At 39.0% G+C, this 18,877-nt stretch carries 16 protein-coding genes and 1 rRNA gene; 9 read left to right on the top strand and 8 right to left on the bottom strand.

Annotated features, from left to right (window positions below; translation table 11 throughout):
- Positions 1-40 precede the first annotated feature (40 nt).
- The 8 genes from noc to rpmH all read right to left on the bottom strand — a co-directional run bounded on the left by noc (position 41) and on the right by rpmH (position 7,440).
- A complete protein-coding gene (noc, locus tag H0Z31_00085) occupies positions 41-883 on the bottom strand; it encodes a nucleoid occlusion protein (protein ID MBO8175836.1) in 843 nt (280 codons plus the stop codon).
- Between the two features lie 136 nt (positions 884-1,019).
- On the bottom strand, positions 1,020-1,736 hold the full coding sequence (gene rsmG, locus H0Z31_00080) for a 16S rRNA (guanine(527)-N(7))-methyltransferase RsmG (protein MBO8175835.1): 717 nt from the start codon (positions 1,734-1,736) through the stop codon (positions 1,020-1,022).
- Between the two features lie 21 nt (positions 1,737-1,757).
- A complete protein-coding gene (gene mnmG, locus H0Z31_00075) occupies positions 1,758-3,647 on the bottom strand; it encodes a tRNA uridine-5-carboxymethylaminomethyl(34) synthesis enzyme MnmG (protein MBO8175834.1) in 1,890 nt (629 codons plus the stop codon).
- 21 nt (positions 3,648-3,668) lie between these two features.
- Positions 3,669-5,054: a tRNA uridine-5-carboxymethylaminomethyl(34) synthesis GTPase MnmE gene (gene mnmE / locus H0Z31_00070; GenBank protein ID MBO8175833.1), complete on the bottom strand. Its 1,386-nt coding sequence runs from the start codon at positions 5,052-5,054 to the stop codon at positions 3,669-3,671.
- A 299-nt stretch (positions 5,055-5,353) separates the two neighbouring features.
- Positions 5,354-5,977: a protein jag gene (locus H0Z31_00065; GenBank protein ID MBO8175832.1), complete on the bottom strand. Its 624-nt coding sequence runs from the start codon at positions 5,975-5,977 to the stop codon at positions 5,354-5,356.
- On the bottom strand, positions 5,974-6,759 hold the full coding sequence (yidC, locus tag H0Z31_00060) for a YidC family membrane integrase SpoIIIJ (GenBank protein MBO8175831.1): 786 nt from the start codon (positions 6,757-6,759) through the stop codon (positions 5,974-5,976). The genes H0Z31_00065 and yidC overlap by 4 nt, the downstream gene beginning before the upstream one ends.
- A gap of 103 nt (positions 6,760-6,862) precedes the next feature.
- The gene (gene rnpA, locus H0Z31_00055) at positions 6,863-7,240 is read right to left on the bottom strand and encodes a ribonuclease P protein component (GenBank protein MBO8175830.1); all 378 of its coding nucleotides are present in this window, start codon (positions 7,238-7,240) and stop codon (positions 6,863-6,865) included.
- A 65-nt stretch (positions 7,241-7,305) separates the two neighbouring features.
- Complete coding sequence (rpmH, locus tag H0Z31_00050) at positions 7,306-7,440, bottom strand: 50S ribosomal protein L34 (GenBank protein MBO8175829.1); 135 nt, start codon at positions 7,438-7,440, stop codon at positions 7,306-7,308.
- Between the two features lie 540 nt (positions 7,441-7,980).
- Here rpmH and dnaA point away from each other — a divergent pair.
- From dnaA to H0Z31_00005, 9 genes are all read left to right on the top strand, one after another.
- Entirely contained in the window at positions 7,981-9,324 is a 1,344-nt protein-coding gene (dnaA, locus tag H0Z31_00045) for a chromosomal replication initiator protein DnaA (protein MBO8175828.1), read from the top strand.
- A 186-nt stretch (positions 9,325-9,510) separates the two neighbouring features.
- Positions 9,511-10,647, top strand: coding sequence for a DNA polymerase III subunit beta (gene dnaN, locus H0Z31_00040; GenBank protein ID MBO8175827.1), 1,137 nt, complete (start codon positions 9,511-9,513; stop codon positions 10,645-10,647).
- A 184-nt stretch (positions 10,648-10,831) separates the two neighbouring features.
- Complete coding sequence (gene yaaA, locus H0Z31_00035) at positions 10,832-11,047, top strand: S4 domain-containing protein YaaA (GenBank protein MBO8175826.1); 216 nt, start codon at positions 10,832-10,834, stop codon at positions 11,045-11,047.
- Between the two features lie 15 nt (positions 11,048-11,062).
- A complete protein-coding gene (recF, locus tag H0Z31_00030) occupies positions 11,063-12,181 on the top strand; it encodes a DNA replication/repair protein RecF (GenBank protein MBO8175825.1) in 1,119 nt (372 codons plus the stop codon).
- 10 nt (positions 12,182-12,191) lie between these two features.
- The gene (locus tag H0Z31_00025; GenBank protein ID MBO8175824.1) at positions 12,192-12,431 is read left to right on the top strand and encodes a DUF370 domain-containing protein; all 240 of its coding nucleotides are present in this window, start codon (positions 12,192-12,194) and stop codon (positions 12,429-12,431) included.
- A 100-nt stretch (positions 12,432-12,531) separates the two neighbouring features.
- Positions 12,532-14,460, top strand: a complete 1,929-nt coding sequence (gene gyrB / locus H0Z31_00020; GenBank protein MBO8175823.1) for a DNA topoisomerase (ATP-hydrolyzing) subunit B — start codon at positions 12,532-12,534, stop codon at positions 14,458-14,460.
- Positions 14,461-14,567: 107 nt separating this feature from the next.
- Positions 14,568-17,045 (top strand): DNA gyrase subunit A, encoded by a 2,478-nt coding sequence (gene gyrA, locus H0Z31_00015; protein MBO8175822.1) that lies wholly within the window; start codon positions 14,568-14,570, stop codon positions 17,043-17,045.
- Positions 17,046-17,162: 117 nt separating this feature from the next.
- Positions 17,163-18,248, top strand: coding sequence for an HD-GYP domain-containing protein (locus H0Z31_00010; GenBank protein MBO8175821.1), 1,086 nt, complete (start codon positions 17,163-17,165; stop codon positions 18,246-18,248).
- Positions 18,249-18,573: 325 nt separating this feature from the next.
- Positions 18,574-18,877 (top strand): 16S ribosomal RNA (locus tag H0Z31_00005); the annotation flags it as partial.

Genomic DNA, 18,877 nt, shown 5'->3' with positions numbered 1-18,877 from the left:
GAAACTTTTGAATGAAAGCTTCCCACTATCGATGATTATCTTATTTTTTTTTCTTAGGAATACGAATTGTAATTTGATAGTAATCGTCAAATTCTTCTTCATGTGAGTCGAGGTTAATCCCGCTATCAGTTACCATGGACAAGGATTGACGAATGGTATTAACAGCAATGCGTATATCTTTACTAAAAGCTTTTCGCTTTGGTTTCGGCTTTTTCGTTGTGTCGAGTAGTTTCGCTACTCGTTCTTCTGTTTGTTTGACATTTAATTGTTTTTCAATAATTTCTTTCATTAATTGAATTTGTTTTTCCGGATCTTTTAATGGAATTAACGCCCGAGCATGACGTTCCGTAATGGTCTTTTTTAATAACTCCTCTTGTATTTCTTGAGGAAGTTTTAATAGTCTAAGTTTGTTAGCGACAGTGGACTGACCTTTTCCTAGCCGTTGGGCGAGTGCTTCTTGTGTTAAATTATGTAACTCTATTAATCTCCCATAAGCAATCGCTTCTTCAATGGGTGAAAGTTCCTCCCGTTGTAAATTTTCAATGAGGGCAACCGAGGCAGTTTCCGTATCAGTCATATTTTTAACTATAGCTGGAACTGTTTCCCAACCAAGTTTTTGAACAGCTCGCCAACGTCTTTCTCCCGCTATCAATTCATATCGGTCACCATCTAATTCACGTACAACAATCGGTTGAATAATCCCATGCGTATGAATTGTTCTAGCTAATTCTTCAATTTTATTTTCATCAAATACCGTTCGCGGCTGGAATCGATTCGGAACAATTTGATCGAGTGGGATTTTCTTTACTTCTTCATGTTCTGTTGATTTTTCTACTTCTTCTTTTTCGCCTAAATTAAAAAAACGAGAGAAAGGATGCCTCATTGGCTAACACCACCTTTTAGAAACTCCCAATTTTAGTATTCTCTTTATTGTGACAACATTCCTGCTATATTTACATAAAATTCATCGGATGTCATAAAAGAGGTGAAAACAAGTCACTTTTTATGACATCCACCTATTATTCAATTGGTGATTTGTTCGGAGTCCCCGGCTTTCGAGGATATTTTTTCGGTGTTGGTTTTTCTTTTTGGACCACGATGATATTTCGTTCACCACTATCAAAAGGAAGATCGAACGAATGCATATCTAAAACCGTGCCGCCTAAAACAGAAAGGGCTTTCTTTCCTAGTTGAAGCTCTTCACTGGCGCTAGCACCTTTCATAGCAATAAATTGTCCACCCACTTTTACTAGAGGAAGGCATAATTCACTTAGGACGGACATACGTGCCACAGCACGAGCGATGACAAGATCGTAGCTTTCCCGATGTTCCGGCTTTTTCCCAAATGTCTCCGCTCGATCATGATAAAAAGAAGTTCCTTTAAGACCTAGCTCATTTGCTAAGTGCTGTAAAAAGGTAATTCGTTTGTTTAATGAATCGACAATCGTCACGTTAAGGTGTGGAAAACAAATTTTTAACGGAATGCTTGGAAAACCAGCTCCCGCACCGACATCACAAATCGTAAGCGGCTCGGTAAAGTCAACATAAAATGCCGCTGACACCGAGTCATAAAAATGTTTTAAATACACTTCGTTTTTTTCCGTAATGGCGGTTAAGTTCATTTTTTCGTTCCATTCAACAAGCAGTTGATAATACCGTTCGAATTGATTGAGTTGGTGAGAAGAAAGGGAAATCCCTTTCTCCTCTAACATTTGTTGAAACTGTACCGTGTCCACGATTGACTCCATCCTTTTTTCTTAGTTTGAAACTCGAGCAATACGACCTTGTTCGAGGTAAACGAGCAAAATGGAAATATCTGCTGGGTTTACACCAGAAATACGTGACGCTTGCGCAATGGATAACGGACGAATTTCTTTTAGTTTTTGACGAGCTTCCGTCGCTAAACCATTGATGGCGTCATAATCAATGTTCTCCGGAATCTTTTTGCTCTCCATTTTTTTCATTTTTTCTACCTGTTGAAGAGACTTCTCAATATAACCTTCGTACTTAATTTGAATTTCCACTTGCTCAATAACGTCTTTAGATAACGGCTCATCCGCTGGTGCCAACTGTTGAATATGGTCGTACGTCATTTCAGGACGTTTTAATAAATCGGACGCACGAATTCCATCTTTCAACTCACTTCCACCAGCTTGACGAATGACTTCTTGTGTTTGTTCATTCGGTTTTAAAATGATGGATTGGAGACGAGCTTTTTCTTTTTCAATTGCTTCTTTCTTCTGTAAGAATTTTTGATAACGTTCTTCGGAAATTAATCCAATTTTATAACCAATTTCTGTTAAGCGTAAATCAGCGTTATCGTGACGAAGGAGCAAGCGATATTCCGCACGAGACGTTAACAAGCGATACGGTTCGTTCGTTCCTTTTGTCACAAGATCGTCAATTAGAACTCCAATGTAAGCATCGGATCTGCTTAAAATCACTTCATCTTTTCCTAATGCTCGACGACCTGCATTAATTCCGGCCATAATTCCTTGTCCTGCTGCTTCTTCATAACCAGAAGTACCGTTAATTTGTCCGGCTGTGTATAAGTTTTTCACCAGTTTTGTTTCTAACGTCGGCCATAATTGTGTTGGTACGATTGCATCGTATTCAATTGCATAACCAGCACGCATCATTTGAGCCTTTTCCAGACCAGGAATTGTTTTTAAAATTTGTCGTTGAACGTCCTCTGGTAAACTTGTAGATAGCCCTTGAACGTACACTTCTTGTGTATTCCGGCCTTCAGGCTCCAAGAAAATTTGGTGCCGTGGCTTGTCGTTAAAACGAACAACTTTATCTTCAATAGACGGACAATAACGAGGACCTGTCCCTTTAATCATACCTGAGAACATCGGCGAACGGTGTAAATTCTCATCGATGAGACGATGCGTTTCCTCGTTAGTATACGTTAACCAACATGGCAATTGGTCGGTAATGTATTCTACCGTTTCATAACTAAAGGCACGCGGCTCTTCATCCCCTGGTTGAATTTCGGTTTTGGAATAATCGATTGTTTGACTATTTACACGTGGAGGCGTTCCAGTTTTAAAACGAACAAGCTCAAAACCAAGCTCTTGTAAATGTTCGGACAGTTTTATGGATGGTTGTTGGTTGTTCGGTCCGCTCGAATATTTCAAGTCACCGATAATGATTTCCCCACGTAAAAAGGTTCCAGTAGTAATGACGACCGTTTTGGAGCGATAAACTGCTCCTGTTTTCGTAATGACTCCTTTACATACACCGTCTTCCACGACAAGCCGCTCTACCATTCCTTGCATTAACGTAATATTTGGTTCACTTTCTAACGTTTTTTTCATTTCGTGTTGGTATAAAAACTTATCCGCTTGGGCACGTAACGCACGCACGGCTGGTCCTTTTCCTGTATTCAACATTCTCATTTGGATATGGGTTTTATCGATATTTTTCCCCATTTCTCCACCTAAGGCATCAATTTCCCGAACCACAATACCTTTTGCCGGTCCACCAATGGAAGGGTTACATGGCATAAAAGCAACCATGTCTAAGTTAATCGTAATCATTAACGTTTTCGCTCCGAGGCGAGCTGCCGCTAATCCGGCTTCACAACCCGCGTGACCGGCCCCAACGACAATCACATCGTATTGGCCTGCTTCGTATGTTTGCATGTTGGTCAAACCTCCTGATTCCTATTTTCCTAAACAGAACTGGGAGAATAGTTGATCAATTAAGCTTTCGTGAACAGTATCACCAATAATTTCTCCTAAAAGTTCCCACGTTCTTGTTAAATCAATTTGTACGATGTCAATCGGTGTTCCCATTTCCACACCCTTGATGACATCATTAATCGCATCTAACGCTTGATTTAATAGAGCGATGTGACGACTGTTGGAGACATAGGTCATATCGCCCGCTTCTAACGATCCTTCAAAGAAGAGAGAGGCAATGGCTTCTTCCAATTCGTCTACCCCTTGTTCATGGAGCAGCGAAGTAGTCACGAGCGGATGATTTTTTGCCAGTTCCTTTACACGCTCCATATCAATTTTTTGTGGTAAATCCATTTTATTGACAATAACAATCACGTCCATGCCTTCTACTGCTTCAAATAATTGTTCATCTTCCGGAGTTAGTTCTTCGTTATTATTTAAAACAAGCAAAATTAAGTCCGCTTCTTTTAAGACTTTGCGGGAACGTTCAACACCGATCTGCTCGACTACATCTTCTGTTTCCCGAATTCCGGCCGTATCGAGCAGTCGAAGAGGGACTCCTCGAACATTGACATACTCCTCAATGACATCCCGCGTCGTACCTGGAATATCGGTAACGATCGCTTTATTTTCATGAACGAGGCTGTTTAATAAGGATGATTTTCCGACGTTCGGTCGTCCGATAATGACCGTCGAAAGACCTTCACGTAAAATTTTTCCTTGTTGTGCCGTTTGTAAGAGACGCTCAATTTCTTTTTTTACATAAGTGGCTTTTTCAATTAACATTTGGTGGGTCATTTCTTCGACATCATCATATTCAGGATAGTCAATGTTGACTTCTACATGGGCGAGTGTTTCTAAAATTTCTTGACGCAACTTTTGAATGAGTTTTGACAAACGCCCTTCCATTTGACCTAATGCCACGTTCATTGCCCGATCGGTCTTGGCACGAATTAAATCCATTACCGCTTCCGCTTGAGATAAATCGATCCGTCCATTTAAAAATGCTCGCTTTGTAAACTCTCCAGGTTCTGCTAAGCGCGCTCCGTGTTTCAACACAAGTTGCAGTACACGGTTTACTGTGACAAGTCCCCCGTGACAGTTAATTTCAACTACATCTTCCCTCGTAAAGGTTTTCGGTCCTCTCATCACCGTAACCATGACTTCTTCAACGATTTGTTCCGTCTCTGGGTCGATGAGATGGCCATAATGAATTGTATGGGTAGGAACGTCCGCCAGTTTTTTTGTTCCTTTTCCTTTAAATAGTTTATCTACAATCGAAATCGCCTCATCCCCACTTAAGCGAACAATTGCAATGGCTCCTTCCCCCATTGGTGTGGAGATGGCAGCTATCGTATCAAATTCCATCTTCATTCACCTCACTTAATTCCAAGTATCTATATCAACCAAGATTATTTTCTGCTTTTGTCCCTAAATCACTAGAATATCATAACGTTTATAGCAAAAAAAGTAGAAGAACTTTTAATTATCCACAAGCATATTTTGTCTGTATTATTTTAACTTATCCACATGTGAATAACAATAAAACACGATGTTAAAATCAAAATGACCTCTTTTGTGGATTTCTTTTACATAGAACGTACGTCTTCTATCATTTATATAAACAAAAAAATCAACCACACCGCTTCGATGTGGTTGATTTTTCTTTACTCGTTTTTTGGAATAATAACGATATGGCGATATGGCTCGACCCCTTCTGATTCGGTTTCTACGTACTTGTTGTTCATTAAAGCGGTATGAATCACCTTTCGCTCATAGGAAGGCATCGGCTCTAATGAAACTTTTTGCTTCGTCCGAATCGCTTTCTGAGCTAGCCGTTCTGCCAGTTGGATAAGCGTTTCTTTTCGACGTTCTCGATAATTTTCCGCGTCAAGCACAACGGTTACATATTGCTCCGACTGACGGTTCACTGCCAGTTGCGTTAAATATTGGAGCGCATTTAATGTTTGACCACGTTTCCCAATCACCATCGCAATGTCATCACTATGAAGCTGCAAATACACAACCTTACCATCTTGATGTCCTTCCATGTCGACGGAAACGTTCATGTGACGAAATACATTCTGAAGAAACGTTTTCGCTTCTTCTACAGGATCGATTTTCACTTTTACGTGGACAACCGCTGGTCGAGAACCGAAAAGTCCCAAAAAGCCTTTTTTTCCTTCATCAATTACTCGGATGTCTATTCGATCTTCGGTAGTTTGTAATTGAGCTAAAGCTGATTCAACTGCTTCTTGAACGGTGGTACCCGTAGCAGTTAGTTCTTTCACTTTTTAGCTCCTCCCACTTGTCCTGTCGCCGCTTCTTTTTTTAATTCAGGACCTTTAATGAAATACGTTTGAATAATCATGAAAATGTTCCCCACGACCCAGTATAAAGAAAGGGCTGCTGGGAAGTTAATAGCGAAGATGATAATCATAATAGGCATTAACCATAGCATCATCGCTAATTGCGGATTTTGGTTTTCTGTTCCGGCCATTAACATTTTTTGTTGGATGAACGTCGTCAAACCAGCAACTAGCGGTAAGATAAATAGCGGATCTGGTGCCCCTAAGTCAAACCACAAGAAGGTATGTTCACGAATAGGTTCCGTGCGAACAATCGCCTGATAAAAACCAATTAAAATCGGCATCTGAATTAATAATGGCAAACATCCGCTAAATGGATTGACACCGTGTTTTTGAAACAATGCCATCGTTTCTTGTTGTAGCTTTTGTTGCGTTTTTTGATCTTTTGAACTGTATTTTTCTTTTAATTTTTGCAGTTCTGGTTGTAGAGCTTGCATTTTTTTAGAGTTTTGAGTTTGTTTGATCATTAATGGCAAAATCGCAAAGCGAAGCAAAATGGTAACGATAATAATCGATAGACCATAGTTGCCATTGAACGTTTCGGCCACTTTAATCATCAGCCATGATAGCGGATACACCACGTAATGATTCCAAAATCCTTCACTCTCTGCTGTGATCGGATCTTGCATCGTAGCTTCACTACAACCTGCTAATAAGGAAAGGGTTAAGACGAGTGAGACTACAAATACTATTCTCTTTTTCAACCGTATTTTCCTCCCTACTATTACGAAAATTCAAGTTTCAACGTCCCATTTCCAATCATACCAAAAAGTATTGTACCACTTTTTTTTATATAAAATAAGGAAATTATTCTGAACACTCATTTCCATTATGGCCCGTCTTGTTTCCTTTCCATACTTTTGCCCGTTTTAACACATGAATCAAACTTTTTTTTACTTGATAATAATCCATTTCGGCAACTGGCATTCGCGCAATAATAACGAAATCATAGCCGGTTTGAATCTGTTCTTTTGATTCTTGAAACACTTGACGAATATATCTTTTTACACGATTTCGAGTGACAGCTTTTCCGATTTTTTTACTAACCGATAACCCAATACGAAAGTTTGGTTGGTTCTCTTTTTTTAATACATAAACAACAAACTGACGGTTCGCAAAGGACTGGCCATTTTTAAAAATGAGTTGAAATTCTTCATTTTTCTTCACACGATTTTTTTTATTCATAATAATCGACACCTTAATCTCTACTTCCATTATTGTAAAAAAGACCACTGAGACATTTCAGTGGCCTACGCTGATAATACTTTTCTTCCTTTACGACGACGACGAGCTAGAACTTTACGTCCGTTTTTTGTGCTCATACGCTTACGGAATCCGTGCACTTTACTACGTTTACGTTTATTTGGTTGGTATGTTCTTTTCATATATGACACCTCCCCGAGGAATAACTTTTTAAGTTTGAATAAAAGACAGTCTTTTTAATTATATAGATGTCTCTCAAAAGTTGTCAACTATTGTCCAGATTCTCCTTTATTACTCTTTAAAGCGTTCTTTCACATTTATTGTGGATAATTTTCGATTCATTTCGGCAATATCCACACCCATTATTGACAAGTTTTTCACAAACTAAAAGCTTGTGGACAACTTTTCTCCACAGTTGTTTGGTATTGTGGATAATCACGGAAAAGCATTGCACCTTCTATGATTATCTGATATGATTATTGTGTTTTCACTCTGTATATCTACTTGTGAATAACTAAGTTTTCCACAGATTGTGGATAGGTTGTGGACTCTTTATTCACCCCTTATGTAAAAACTTGTCCACAAACCATGAATATTGTCGAAAAGTGCTTTTCTACTTTATTATATGTTTTTCCACATTCAAGATCTTGCATGAATATAAATTTTTCAAAAAACAGTTTGACAAACATTATACAAGGTGAGAGGTAAAGGAGGGAGCGGCGTTGGAGAATATATCAGATTTGTGGAATAAAGCCTTAGAAGAAATTCGTAAAAAAATTAGCAAACCAAGTTACGAAACATGGCTGAAATCTACAAAAGCTCATTCCTTACAAGGGGATACACTCATTATTACAGCTCCTAATGAATTCGCCCGTGACTGGTTGGAAGGTCGATATTCCCAACTGATTTCAAGTGTTATTTACGATATTACCGGTGAAGAATTAGAAATTAAATTTATTATTCCATTAAATCAAGATGAGCAAGAAGTCGAGGTTTCCGTTCCACCGAAACAGGTCAAAAAAGAGGAACCTCAAGAATTACCGCAAAATATGTTAAATCCAAAATACACGTTTGATACGTTCGTCATTGGTTCTGGCAATCGCTTTGCTCATGCAGCCTCATTAGCAGTAGCCGAAGCACCGGCGAAAGCGTATAACCCTCTTTTTATATATGGAGGCGTGGGATTAGGAAAAACTCACTTAATGCATGCCATCGGCCATTACGTACTCGAGCATAATCCGAACGCCAAAGTCGTTTACTTATCGTCAGAAAAATTTACAAATGAGTTTATTAACTCCATTCGAGATAATAAAGCGGTAGATTTTCGAAATAAATATCGTAACGTGGATGTTCTGCTGATAGATGATATTCAATTTTTAGCCGGAAAAGAACAAACGCAAGAAGAGTTTTTCCATACGTTTAATACTCTTCATGAGGAAAGTAAACAAATTGTCATCTCCAGCGACCGCCCACCAAAGGAAATTCCGACATTGGAAGATCGTCTCCGCTCTCGCTTTGAATGGGGGTTAATTACGGATATTACTCCACCAGATTTAGAAACACGAATTGCGATTTTACGGAAAAAGGCGAAAGCAGAAGGACTCGATATTCCAAACGAAGTGATGTTATATATTGCTAATCAAATAGATTCCAATATTCGTGAATTAGAAGGAGCATTAATACGCGTCGTTGCCTATTCTTCGCTAATCAATAAAGATATTAATGCGGATTTAGCAGCCGAAGCGTTAAAAGATATCATTCCTAGCTCCAAACCAAAAGTCATTACGATTCACGATATTCAAAAAGTAGTTGGTGAACAATACGGAGTGAAGCTCGAAGATTTTAAAGCGAAAAAGCGGACGAAATCCATTGCGTTTCCACGTCAAATCGCAATGTATTTATCTCGTGAACTAACGGACTTTTCATTACCAAAAATCGGGGAAGAATTTGGGGGAAGAGACCATACAACGGTCATTCATGCCCATGAGAAGATTTCAAAAATGCTTCAATCCGATCCCCAATTACAAAAGAAAATTAAAGAGATTAAAGATATGCTTAAACATTAATCGGGGAAAATGTGTATAACTTAGAAAAGGTTACACACAGTCTGTCCACATGTGGATAGACTGTGTTTCCTTTCATTTCACAGGGTTATCCACATATCCACAAGCTATATTACTACTAGTACGATTTATATTTAAAATATAAATATATGCAACGGCGATGAAAAAGATGAAAGTGAGGGAACCTTTGTGAGATTTTTCATCCAACGAGATCGATTAGTTCAAAGTGTGCAAGATGTGATGAAAGCTGTCACTTCTCGAACAACCATTCCTATCTTAACTGGTATTAAAGTAGTGGCTACAGAAGATGGGGTGACTTTAACTGGAAGTGATTCGGACATTTCCATTGAATCATTTTTACCAAAAGAAGAAGACGGAAATGAAATCGTTGAAATTCACCAAACTGGTGGTGTCGTTTTACAGGCGAAATTTTTTAGCGAAATCGTGAAGAAACTACCTTCAGATACGGTAGAAATTGAAGTGGGTAACCATTTCCAAACAGTTATTCGATCCGGACAAACTGAATTTAACTTAAATGGGTTAGATCATGAGGAGTATCCTCATTTACCTCAAATCATTGAAGAAAACGTCTTTAAAATACCGACCGATTTATTAAAAGCAATGATTCGTCAAACGGTGTTTGCTGTCTCTACTTCCGAAACTCGTCCGATTTTAACCGGGGTAAACTGGAAAATCGAGAATGGTGAACTTTCATGTATTGCAACAGATAGCCACCGTTTAGCGATGCGAAAAGCACCAGTCGAAATTACGGATGGGGTCACTTACAATGTCGTTATTCCTGGAAAAAGTTTAAATGAATTAAGTAAAATTTTAGATGATACTCAAGAACCAGTAGAAATTGTCATTACTGAAAACCAAATTTTATTTAAGACGAAACATTTATTGTTCTTCTCTCGTTTATTAGAAGGAAGCTACCCAGATACGACCCGTCTCATTCCGACAGATGGAAAAACAGATATTCATTTGAATACAAAGGAATTTTTGCAAGCCATTGACCGAGCTTCTCTATTAGCAAGGGAAGGGAAAAATAACGTGGTCAAACTGTCAACGTTAGAAAACGGCATGATCGAAATATCTTCCAATTCTCCTGAAATCGGAAAGGTCGTTGAACACGTAACAAGCGAATCAATCGAAGGGGAAGAACTAAAAATTTCTTTTAGTGCGAAATACATGATGGATGCCTTAAAAGCGATTGAAGGACCTGAAATTTCTATTCGCTTCACTGGAGCGATGCGTCCTTTTATTATTCGCCCAATTGATAACGACTCGATTTTACAGTTAATTTTACCTGTGCGTACGTATTAATCGAGATGAATAGCATAGACTGTCGGTTTAAAACCGGCAGTTTTTATTTTTAAAACGTATGGTGGGAAAAAATCAATACTGGTAACGTCTATTATTCTGTAAGGCCTTTAGACGTCCTTTGTCTAACTGAAAAGAATTTAGTAAAATAAATTTTTAGAGATTAATTCGAGAAAGAAGTGAGAACGTGGTAAAGGAGATTTATATTCAAACCGACACTATCACTTTAGGTCAGTTTTTAAAATTAGCGGATATTATTCAAACAGGTGGCATGGCCAAATGGTTTTTAAGTGAAAACGACGTATATATTAACGGTGAACAAGATCAGCGCCGAGGGCGTAAACTTCGAGTCGGTGATGTGATTAAAATCCCAGGTTTTGGTACTTTTAAAATTTCCCAATAAAAGGATGTACCAGGAATGTATATTGAGCGTTTACAATTAATGGATTATCGAAATTATGAATCGCTAGAAGTGGACTTTGAAAATAAAGTGAACGTCATTCTTGGAGAAAATGCGCAAGGAAAAACGAATGTAATGGAATCGATCTATGTGTTAGCCATGGCAAAATCCCATCGAACGTCCAATGATAAAGATTTAATCCGTTGGGATAGGGATTATGCTAAAATAAAAGGGAGGATAAAAAAACATCACGGATCGGTTCCACTTGAACTTGTCATCTCTAAAAAAGGAAAAAAAGCGAAATGCAATCACCTTGAGCAGAAAAAATTAAGTCAATACATCGGAAATATGAACGTTGTCATGTTTGCGCCTGAAGATCTCCACCTTGTAAAGGGGAGCCCTCAAGTAAGGCGTCGTTTTATTGATATGGAAATTGGCCAAGTCTCATCCGTTTACTTACACGAGATGAGTCAATATCAAAAAATATTACAACAACGAAACCATTATTTAAAACTGTTGCAAATGAAAAAAAACAACGATGAAACGATGCTTGATGTATTGACGGAGCAATTTATCCAGTTAGCCATTCGAGTGATGCAAAGACGCTTTGAATTCATCCGTTTATTAGAAGAATGGGCTCGCCCAATTCATGCAGGCATCTCACGAGGACTAGAAGAGTTAAAAATTATATATAAACCGTCCATTCATGTATCAGAAGAGATGAATTGGTCAAAAATGGTTAACATAATCGAGGAAAAAATGGCTGATATTCGGACGAAAGAAATAGAACGGGGAGTAACACTTGTAGGTCCACACCGTGATGATGTTCAATTTTTAGTGAATGGAAGAGACGTGCAAACGTTCGGTTCCCAAGGGCAGCAGCGGACGACTGCTTTGTCAGTGAAATTGGCAGAAATCGAATTAATTCATTCAGAAATTGGGGAGTATCCGATTTTATTGTTGGACGATGTCTTATCGGAACTGGACGATTATCGCCAGTCCCATTTATTAAATACAATTCAAGGGAAAGTTCAAACGTTTGTAACAACGACCAGTGTGGATGGCATTGACCATGAAACGTTGAACGAAGCCTCCACGTATCGTGTAGAAGCTGGGACAATGATGAGAGTTAAATGAGGTGGAAATCGTGTATGTCCATGTGGGCGGAGACGTCATGGTACAAATGAAAGAAATTATTGCGATTCTCGATTATTCAGTGATGGATGATTCAAAAGAAATGGAAACATGGCTCACCGCTAACGAAAAAAAAGTGATCCGTCTTTCCAAACGCATAACGAAATCTATCGTTATTACGGATCATAAAATCTATCTCTCTCCTCTTGCTTCTACCACTTTAAAAAAACGCTCGGAAACATCTATTCAATGAAAGAAATACAACAACACTTGGCCAGTTTGGACAGAATGGCCAAGTTTTATTCATAAAAAAGCTAGATGGAACGCATTTTCGGAAAGTGTAGGTGAATAATATGGCGATGGAACAAAAGGAAAAGCAATTACAAACGTACGATGAAAATCAGATACAGGTTCTTGAAGGTTTAGAAGCTGTTCGTAAACGTCCTGGTATGTACATCGGTTCCACAAGCGCAAAAGGCTTACACCATCTCGTTTGGGAAATCGTTGATAATAGTATTGATGAAGCGTTAGCTGGTTTCTGTAATGAAATAAACGTAACGATTGAAGCGGATAACAGTATTACGGTACAAGATAATGGGCGCGGAATTCCTGTTGGAATCCATGAAAAAATGGGTCGACCAGCAGTTGAAGTCATTATGACGGTTCTTCATGCTGGAGGAAAATTCGGCGGTGGCGGCTATAAAGTATCAGGTGGTTTACACGGGGTTGGTGCATCCGTCGTAAACGCATTGTCTTCAGAAACAGAAGTATACGTTCACCGAGATGGAAAGATTTATTACCAAAAATACGAACGAGGCGTTCCATGTTTTGATTTAAAAGTTGTTGGTGAAACGGATCGTACTGGAACAACGACTCATTTTAAACCGGATCCAGAGATTTTTACGGAAACGACTGAGTTTGATTACGAAACTTTGTCTAACCGATTACGTGAATTAGCGTTTTTAAATCGTGGCATTAAAATCACGATTGAAGATAAACGGACTGAAAATCGAAAAAATGAATATTACTACGAAGGCGGAATTAAATCGTACGTTGAACACTTAAACCGTACGAAAGAAGTCCTTCATGAAGAACCGATTTACATTGAAGGAGAAAAAGACGGAATTACCGTGGAAATTTCTTTACAATATAACGATGGTTTTTCAAGTAACATTTATTCCTTTGCAAACAATATTCATACGTACGAAGGTGGTACCCACGAATCGGGATTTAAAACCGCTTTAACACGTGTTATCAATGATTATGCGCGGAAACATCAAATTTTTAAAGAAAACGATCCTAATTTATCAGGAGAAGATGTACGTGAAGGTCTAACCGCTATTGTTTCGGTGAAGCATCCTGACCCGCAATTTGAAGGGCAAACGAAGACGAAATTAGGAAACTCTGAAGCGCGGGCAATCACTGATGCTATTTTTGCGGAGCAATTTGAAAAGTTTCTACTAGAAAATCCTTCCGTAGCGAAGAAAATTGTTGAAAAAGGAGTCATGGCTGCGCGCGCACGTTTAGCGGCGAAAAAAGCTCGTGAACTGACAAGACGGAAAAATGCATTAGAAATATCGAACTTACCAGGGAAGTTAGCAGATTGCTCATCAAGAGACCCAAACATAAGCGAACTTTACATCGTTGAGGGGGACTCAGCGGGAGGTTCTGCCAAACAAGGTCGAGACCGCCATTTCCAAGCAATTTTACCGTTGCGTGGAAAAATTATTAACGTAGAAAAAGCCCGTTTAGACAAGATTTTGTCCAATAATGAAGTCCGGACTATTATTACCGCGCTGGGAACCGGGATTGGTGAAGATTTTGATATTTCCAAGGCGCGTTATCATAAAATCGTGATTATGACCGACGCCGATGTGGACGGAGCGCACATTCGAACATTGTTGCTCACGTTCTTCTATCGCTATATGCGACAAATTATTGAAGCGGGTTATATATATATTGCCCAGCCACCTTTATATAAAATTACGCAAGGAAAACGGGTGGAATATGCCTATAACGATCGACAGTTAGAGGAGATTTTAGCTTCTTTACCATCCCAACCAAAGCCAGGTATTCAACGTTACAAAGGTCTGGGTGAAATGAATCCAGAACAACTTTGGGAAACAACGATGAATCCAGAAACGCGAACGCTTCTTCAAGTAAGTCTTGAGGATGCGATTGAAGCGGATGAAACATTTGAAATATTAATGGGTGACAAAGTTGAACCGCGCAGGCAATTTATTGAAGAAAATGCGTTATACGTGAAAAACTTAGATATTTAAAGGAATGCAGGATAGGAGGATCTCTGACTATCCTGCCCTTTTCTATCACACCGATTGAAAGACAAATGATCGCATTGGTCTTTCTATAAAGGAGGTTCCTTTACAAGATGGCCGAAACACCAAATTCCAGAATTAAAGAAGTAAACATTAGCCAGGAAATGCGCTCCTCGTTTTTAGATTATGCGATGAGTGTTATTGTGTCCCGGGCATTACCGGATGTACGCGATGGATTAAAACCGGTTCACCGTCGTATTTTATACGCGATGCATGACTTAGGAATGACTGCAGATAAACCGTACAAGAAATCTGCTCGTATCGTTGGAGAAGTCATCGGTAAGTACCATCCTCACGGTGATTCTGCTGTATACGATACGATGGTTCGGATGGCTCAAGACTTCAACTATCGCTATATGCTTGTAGACGGTCACGGTAACTTTGGTTCTGTAGATGGCGACGCAGCGGCAGCAATGCGTTATACAGAAGCGCGAATGTCAAAAATCTCGATGGAGCTTTTAAGAGATATCAACAAGGACACGATTGATTATAAGGATAACTATGACGGCTCGGAAAAAGAGCCTGAAGTGCTGCCTTCTCGTTTTCCAAATTTACTTGTGAATGGATCGTCCGGTATTGCGGTTGGAATGGCAACGAATATCCCTCCGCATCAATTAGGCGAAGTGATTGATGGTTTACTTGCACTTAGTAAGGATAAAGATATTACTGTTCAAGAATTAATGGAATATATTCCTGGTCCAGACTTCCCTACTGCTGGATTAATTGTCGGTCGAAGTGGCATTCGCCGTGCTTATGAAACGGGAAGAGGTTCGATTACGTTACGTGCCCGCGTTGAAATTGAAGAAAAACCTAACGGAAAACAATCAATTATCGTTAAAGAAATTCCTTATCAAGTGAATAAAGCGAAATTAATTGAAAAAATTGCCGAGCTTGTTCGCGATAAAAAGATTGAAGGTATTACCGATCTTCGTGATGAGTCTGATCGAAATGGAATGCGGATTGTCATTGAGCTACGGAAAGATGCCAACGCCAACGTGTTATTAAATAACTTGTATAAGCAAACAGCGATGCAAACAAGCTTCGGTATTAATTTACTCGCACTAGTAAACGGTCAGCCGAAGGTGCTGAACTTAAAACAATGTTTACAACATTATTTAAACCATCAAAAAGTCGTTATTCGCCGACGGACCGAATATGATTTACGAAAAGCGGAAGCCCGTGCCCATATTTTAGAAGGATTACGCATTGCGCTTGACCATATTGATGAAATTATTAACTTAATTCGTAGCTCACAAACAACAGAAATTGCGAAAGCTGGTTTAATGGAGAAATTTTCGTTAACGGAAAAACAAGCGCAAGCCATTTTAGATATGCGTTTACAACGCTTAACCGGTCTCGAGCGCGAGAAAATCGAGGACGAATATCAAAGTCTACTAAAGCTTATTCAAGAACTAAAAGAAGTGTTAGCCGACGAAGAAAAAGTATTACAAATTATTCGTGAAGAACTTCTTGAAATTAAAGAACGTTACAATGACGAACGTCGTACTGAAATTGTTTCTGGTGGCGTGGATCAAATCGAAGACGAAGATTTAATTCCGAAAGAAAATATCGTCATCACGTTAACGCATAACGGATATATTAAGCGTCTACCAGTTTCTACGTACCGCAGTCAACGACGTGGTGGACGTGGAATTCAAGGAATGGGTATTCACGATGACGACTTCGTTGAGCATTTGCTAACGACATCAACACACGATACAATTTTATTCTTTACAAATAAAGGAAAAGTGTATAAAACAAAGGGATACGAGATTCCAGAGTTTAGCAGAACGGCGAAAGGGTTACCAATTATTAACTTATTAGAGATTGATAAAGACGAATGGGTAAATGCCATTATCCCTGTTCAAGAATTTGTCGACGATTGGTACTTGTTCTTTGCCACTAAAGAAGGAATCGTTAAACGTTCACCGTTATCGTCCTTCGCCAACATTCGTACTTCAGGGTTAATTGCATTGAACTTAAGAGAAGGAGACGAATTAATTTCTGTTCGATTAACTGACGGAAATAAACATATCATTATCGGAACGAAGAATGGTATTTTAATTCGTTTCCACGAAACAGATGTGCGGTCCATGGGACGTACTGCTACTGGGGTAAAAGGGATTACGTTGGATGCCGAGGATGAAGTGGTCGGTATGGATATCTTAAACGAAGGCGAAGAAATATTAATCGTGACGAAATACGGCTATGGTAAACGAACTCCAGAAAGTGAATACCGCGTTCAAAGTCGTGGCGGAAAAGGAATTAAAACGTGTAATGTCAACGAGGCAAATGGACCAGTTGTGTCTGTAAAGGCGGTTACTGGTGAAGAAGACTTGATGTTGATTACAGAGGGTGGCGTTCTCATTCGTATTGGGGTTGATGGAATCTCAACAATGGGACGTGTGACAAAAGGAGTTAAACTCATTCGGTTAGAAGAAAATGATGCGGTCGCAACAGTAGCCAAAGTAGAAAAAGAAGAGGACGAAGATCAAGCAACAGAAGAAAAAGGTTCAGAAGACCAAGAATAACATATTTGAGGACACCCTAATCTTAGGGTGTCTCTTTTTTTCCTTAAAAAGTAGTAGGAAAAATTACATAATTTTTGGTAATATAGTAATAGTGAGAAAGAAAACGGGGTGGAACAGGTGAGGGTAAAAGTTTCGTGTCTAGAAGTTGGTTGCATATTAACAAAAGATGTCTTCGGGAAAACGGCTTACCCAATTATTCCAAAGAATACGACCTTATCAACTCTCCATTTGGATATTTTGAACGCTTTTCAGATTGAAGAAGTCGATGTTAGCAAAGTGAAAGCGGACGGTACAACGTTTAAACCACTTCACATCATAGAAGAAGAAAAAACAAGAGAGGAAAAAAATCATATTCTCCCTGATATTGACCAATTGTACACGAAGGCGGTCAAAGGATATCAAAATGAGTACATTAAATGGCAATCGGGAGCAACAGTAGACATTACCAAAATTCGCTCACTCATAGTTCCTTTGTTAGAAGTGATTTTAGACCACTCAGCACAATTTCAAGTGGTCCTTTCAAAATCTAAAATGCAAGACTATCTTTATCACCATGCGGTATCGGTCGGATTAATTAGTGGACTGATTGCTCATAAGCTTTATGGAGACCGAGGCAAAACGATTCAAGTTGCCCTTGCTGGAACTCTCGCTGATTGCGGCATGGCTAAAATCGATCCGCAAATATTATTAAAAGAAACGACATTAACGCATCGAGAATTTGACGAAATTAAAACCCATCCCGTCTATAGTTATAAAATGATTCAATATTCCCCTTTGTTAAAGAATGAAACAAAACTTGCCGTTCTCCAACATCATGAACGAATTAATGGATCTGGATATCCTCTTGGAGAAAAGAACGAAAAAATACACCAATTCTCGAAAATAGTGGCCGTCGCTGACGTCTATCATGCGTTAACATCCGATCGGCTGTTTCGAAAGCGTGTTTCTCCGTTTAAGGCAATCGAAATTATGCTAGATGATAGTTTTGGTCAATTTGATATATTTATTATTCAAACGTTAATCAAGTTATTACACAACGTTTCAACAGGGACACGCATTCAATTAAGTAACGGCCAACAAGGTACAGTCATCTTTAAAAAACCACAAGCACCAACAAGACCAATTGTTAAAATTTCCTCGTCCGATGAAATTATTGATTTAGAAAAAACAAGAGAAATTCATATTGAACAAATCCTAGATTAGGGGAAAAGGTGGTTTGATAGATGAGATCAAATCACCTTTTTGTCTTTTTAAAAATGATAAATTAGTTGCTTAAGCATTTATTGATAAAAAGATATTTCATTTTCTCTAAAAATATAAAATTAGTCTTGCATTCTACTCTTGAAGTTGATAGAATACAAAACGTTGAGTCAAAAAACTTTATTTAGTTCACGAAAAAAGTTTTCTAAAAAAGTTGTTGACACATGTTTTAATAGATGATATATTATAAAAGTCGCTAATGATTGTTCCTTGAAAACTAAACAAAACGAAGCGTCAACGTCAATGAATTTGAGTCTTTCTATCAAACTTTTTCGGAGAGTTTGATCCTGGCTCAGGACGAACGCTGGCGGCGTGCCTAATACATGCAAGTCGAGCGAACGGATGGAGAGCTTGCTCTCCTGACGTTAGCGGCGGACGGGTGAGTAACACGTGGGCAACCTGCCTGTAAGACCGGGATAACTTCGGGAAACCGGAGCTAATACCGGATAATTCCTTTCCTCGCATGAGGAAAGGTTGAAAGGCGGCTTCGGCTGTCACTTACAGATGGGCCCGCGGCGCATTAGCTAGTTGGTGAGGTAACGGCTCACCAAGGCGACGATGCGTAGCCGACC

This window comes from Bacillus sp. (in: firmicutes) (assembly GCA_017656295.1).
Taxonomy (GTDB): Bacteria; Bacillota; Bacilli; order Bacillales; family JACDOC01; genus JACDOC01.
This window is presented reverse-complemented; position numbering and strand designations above follow the sequence as displayed.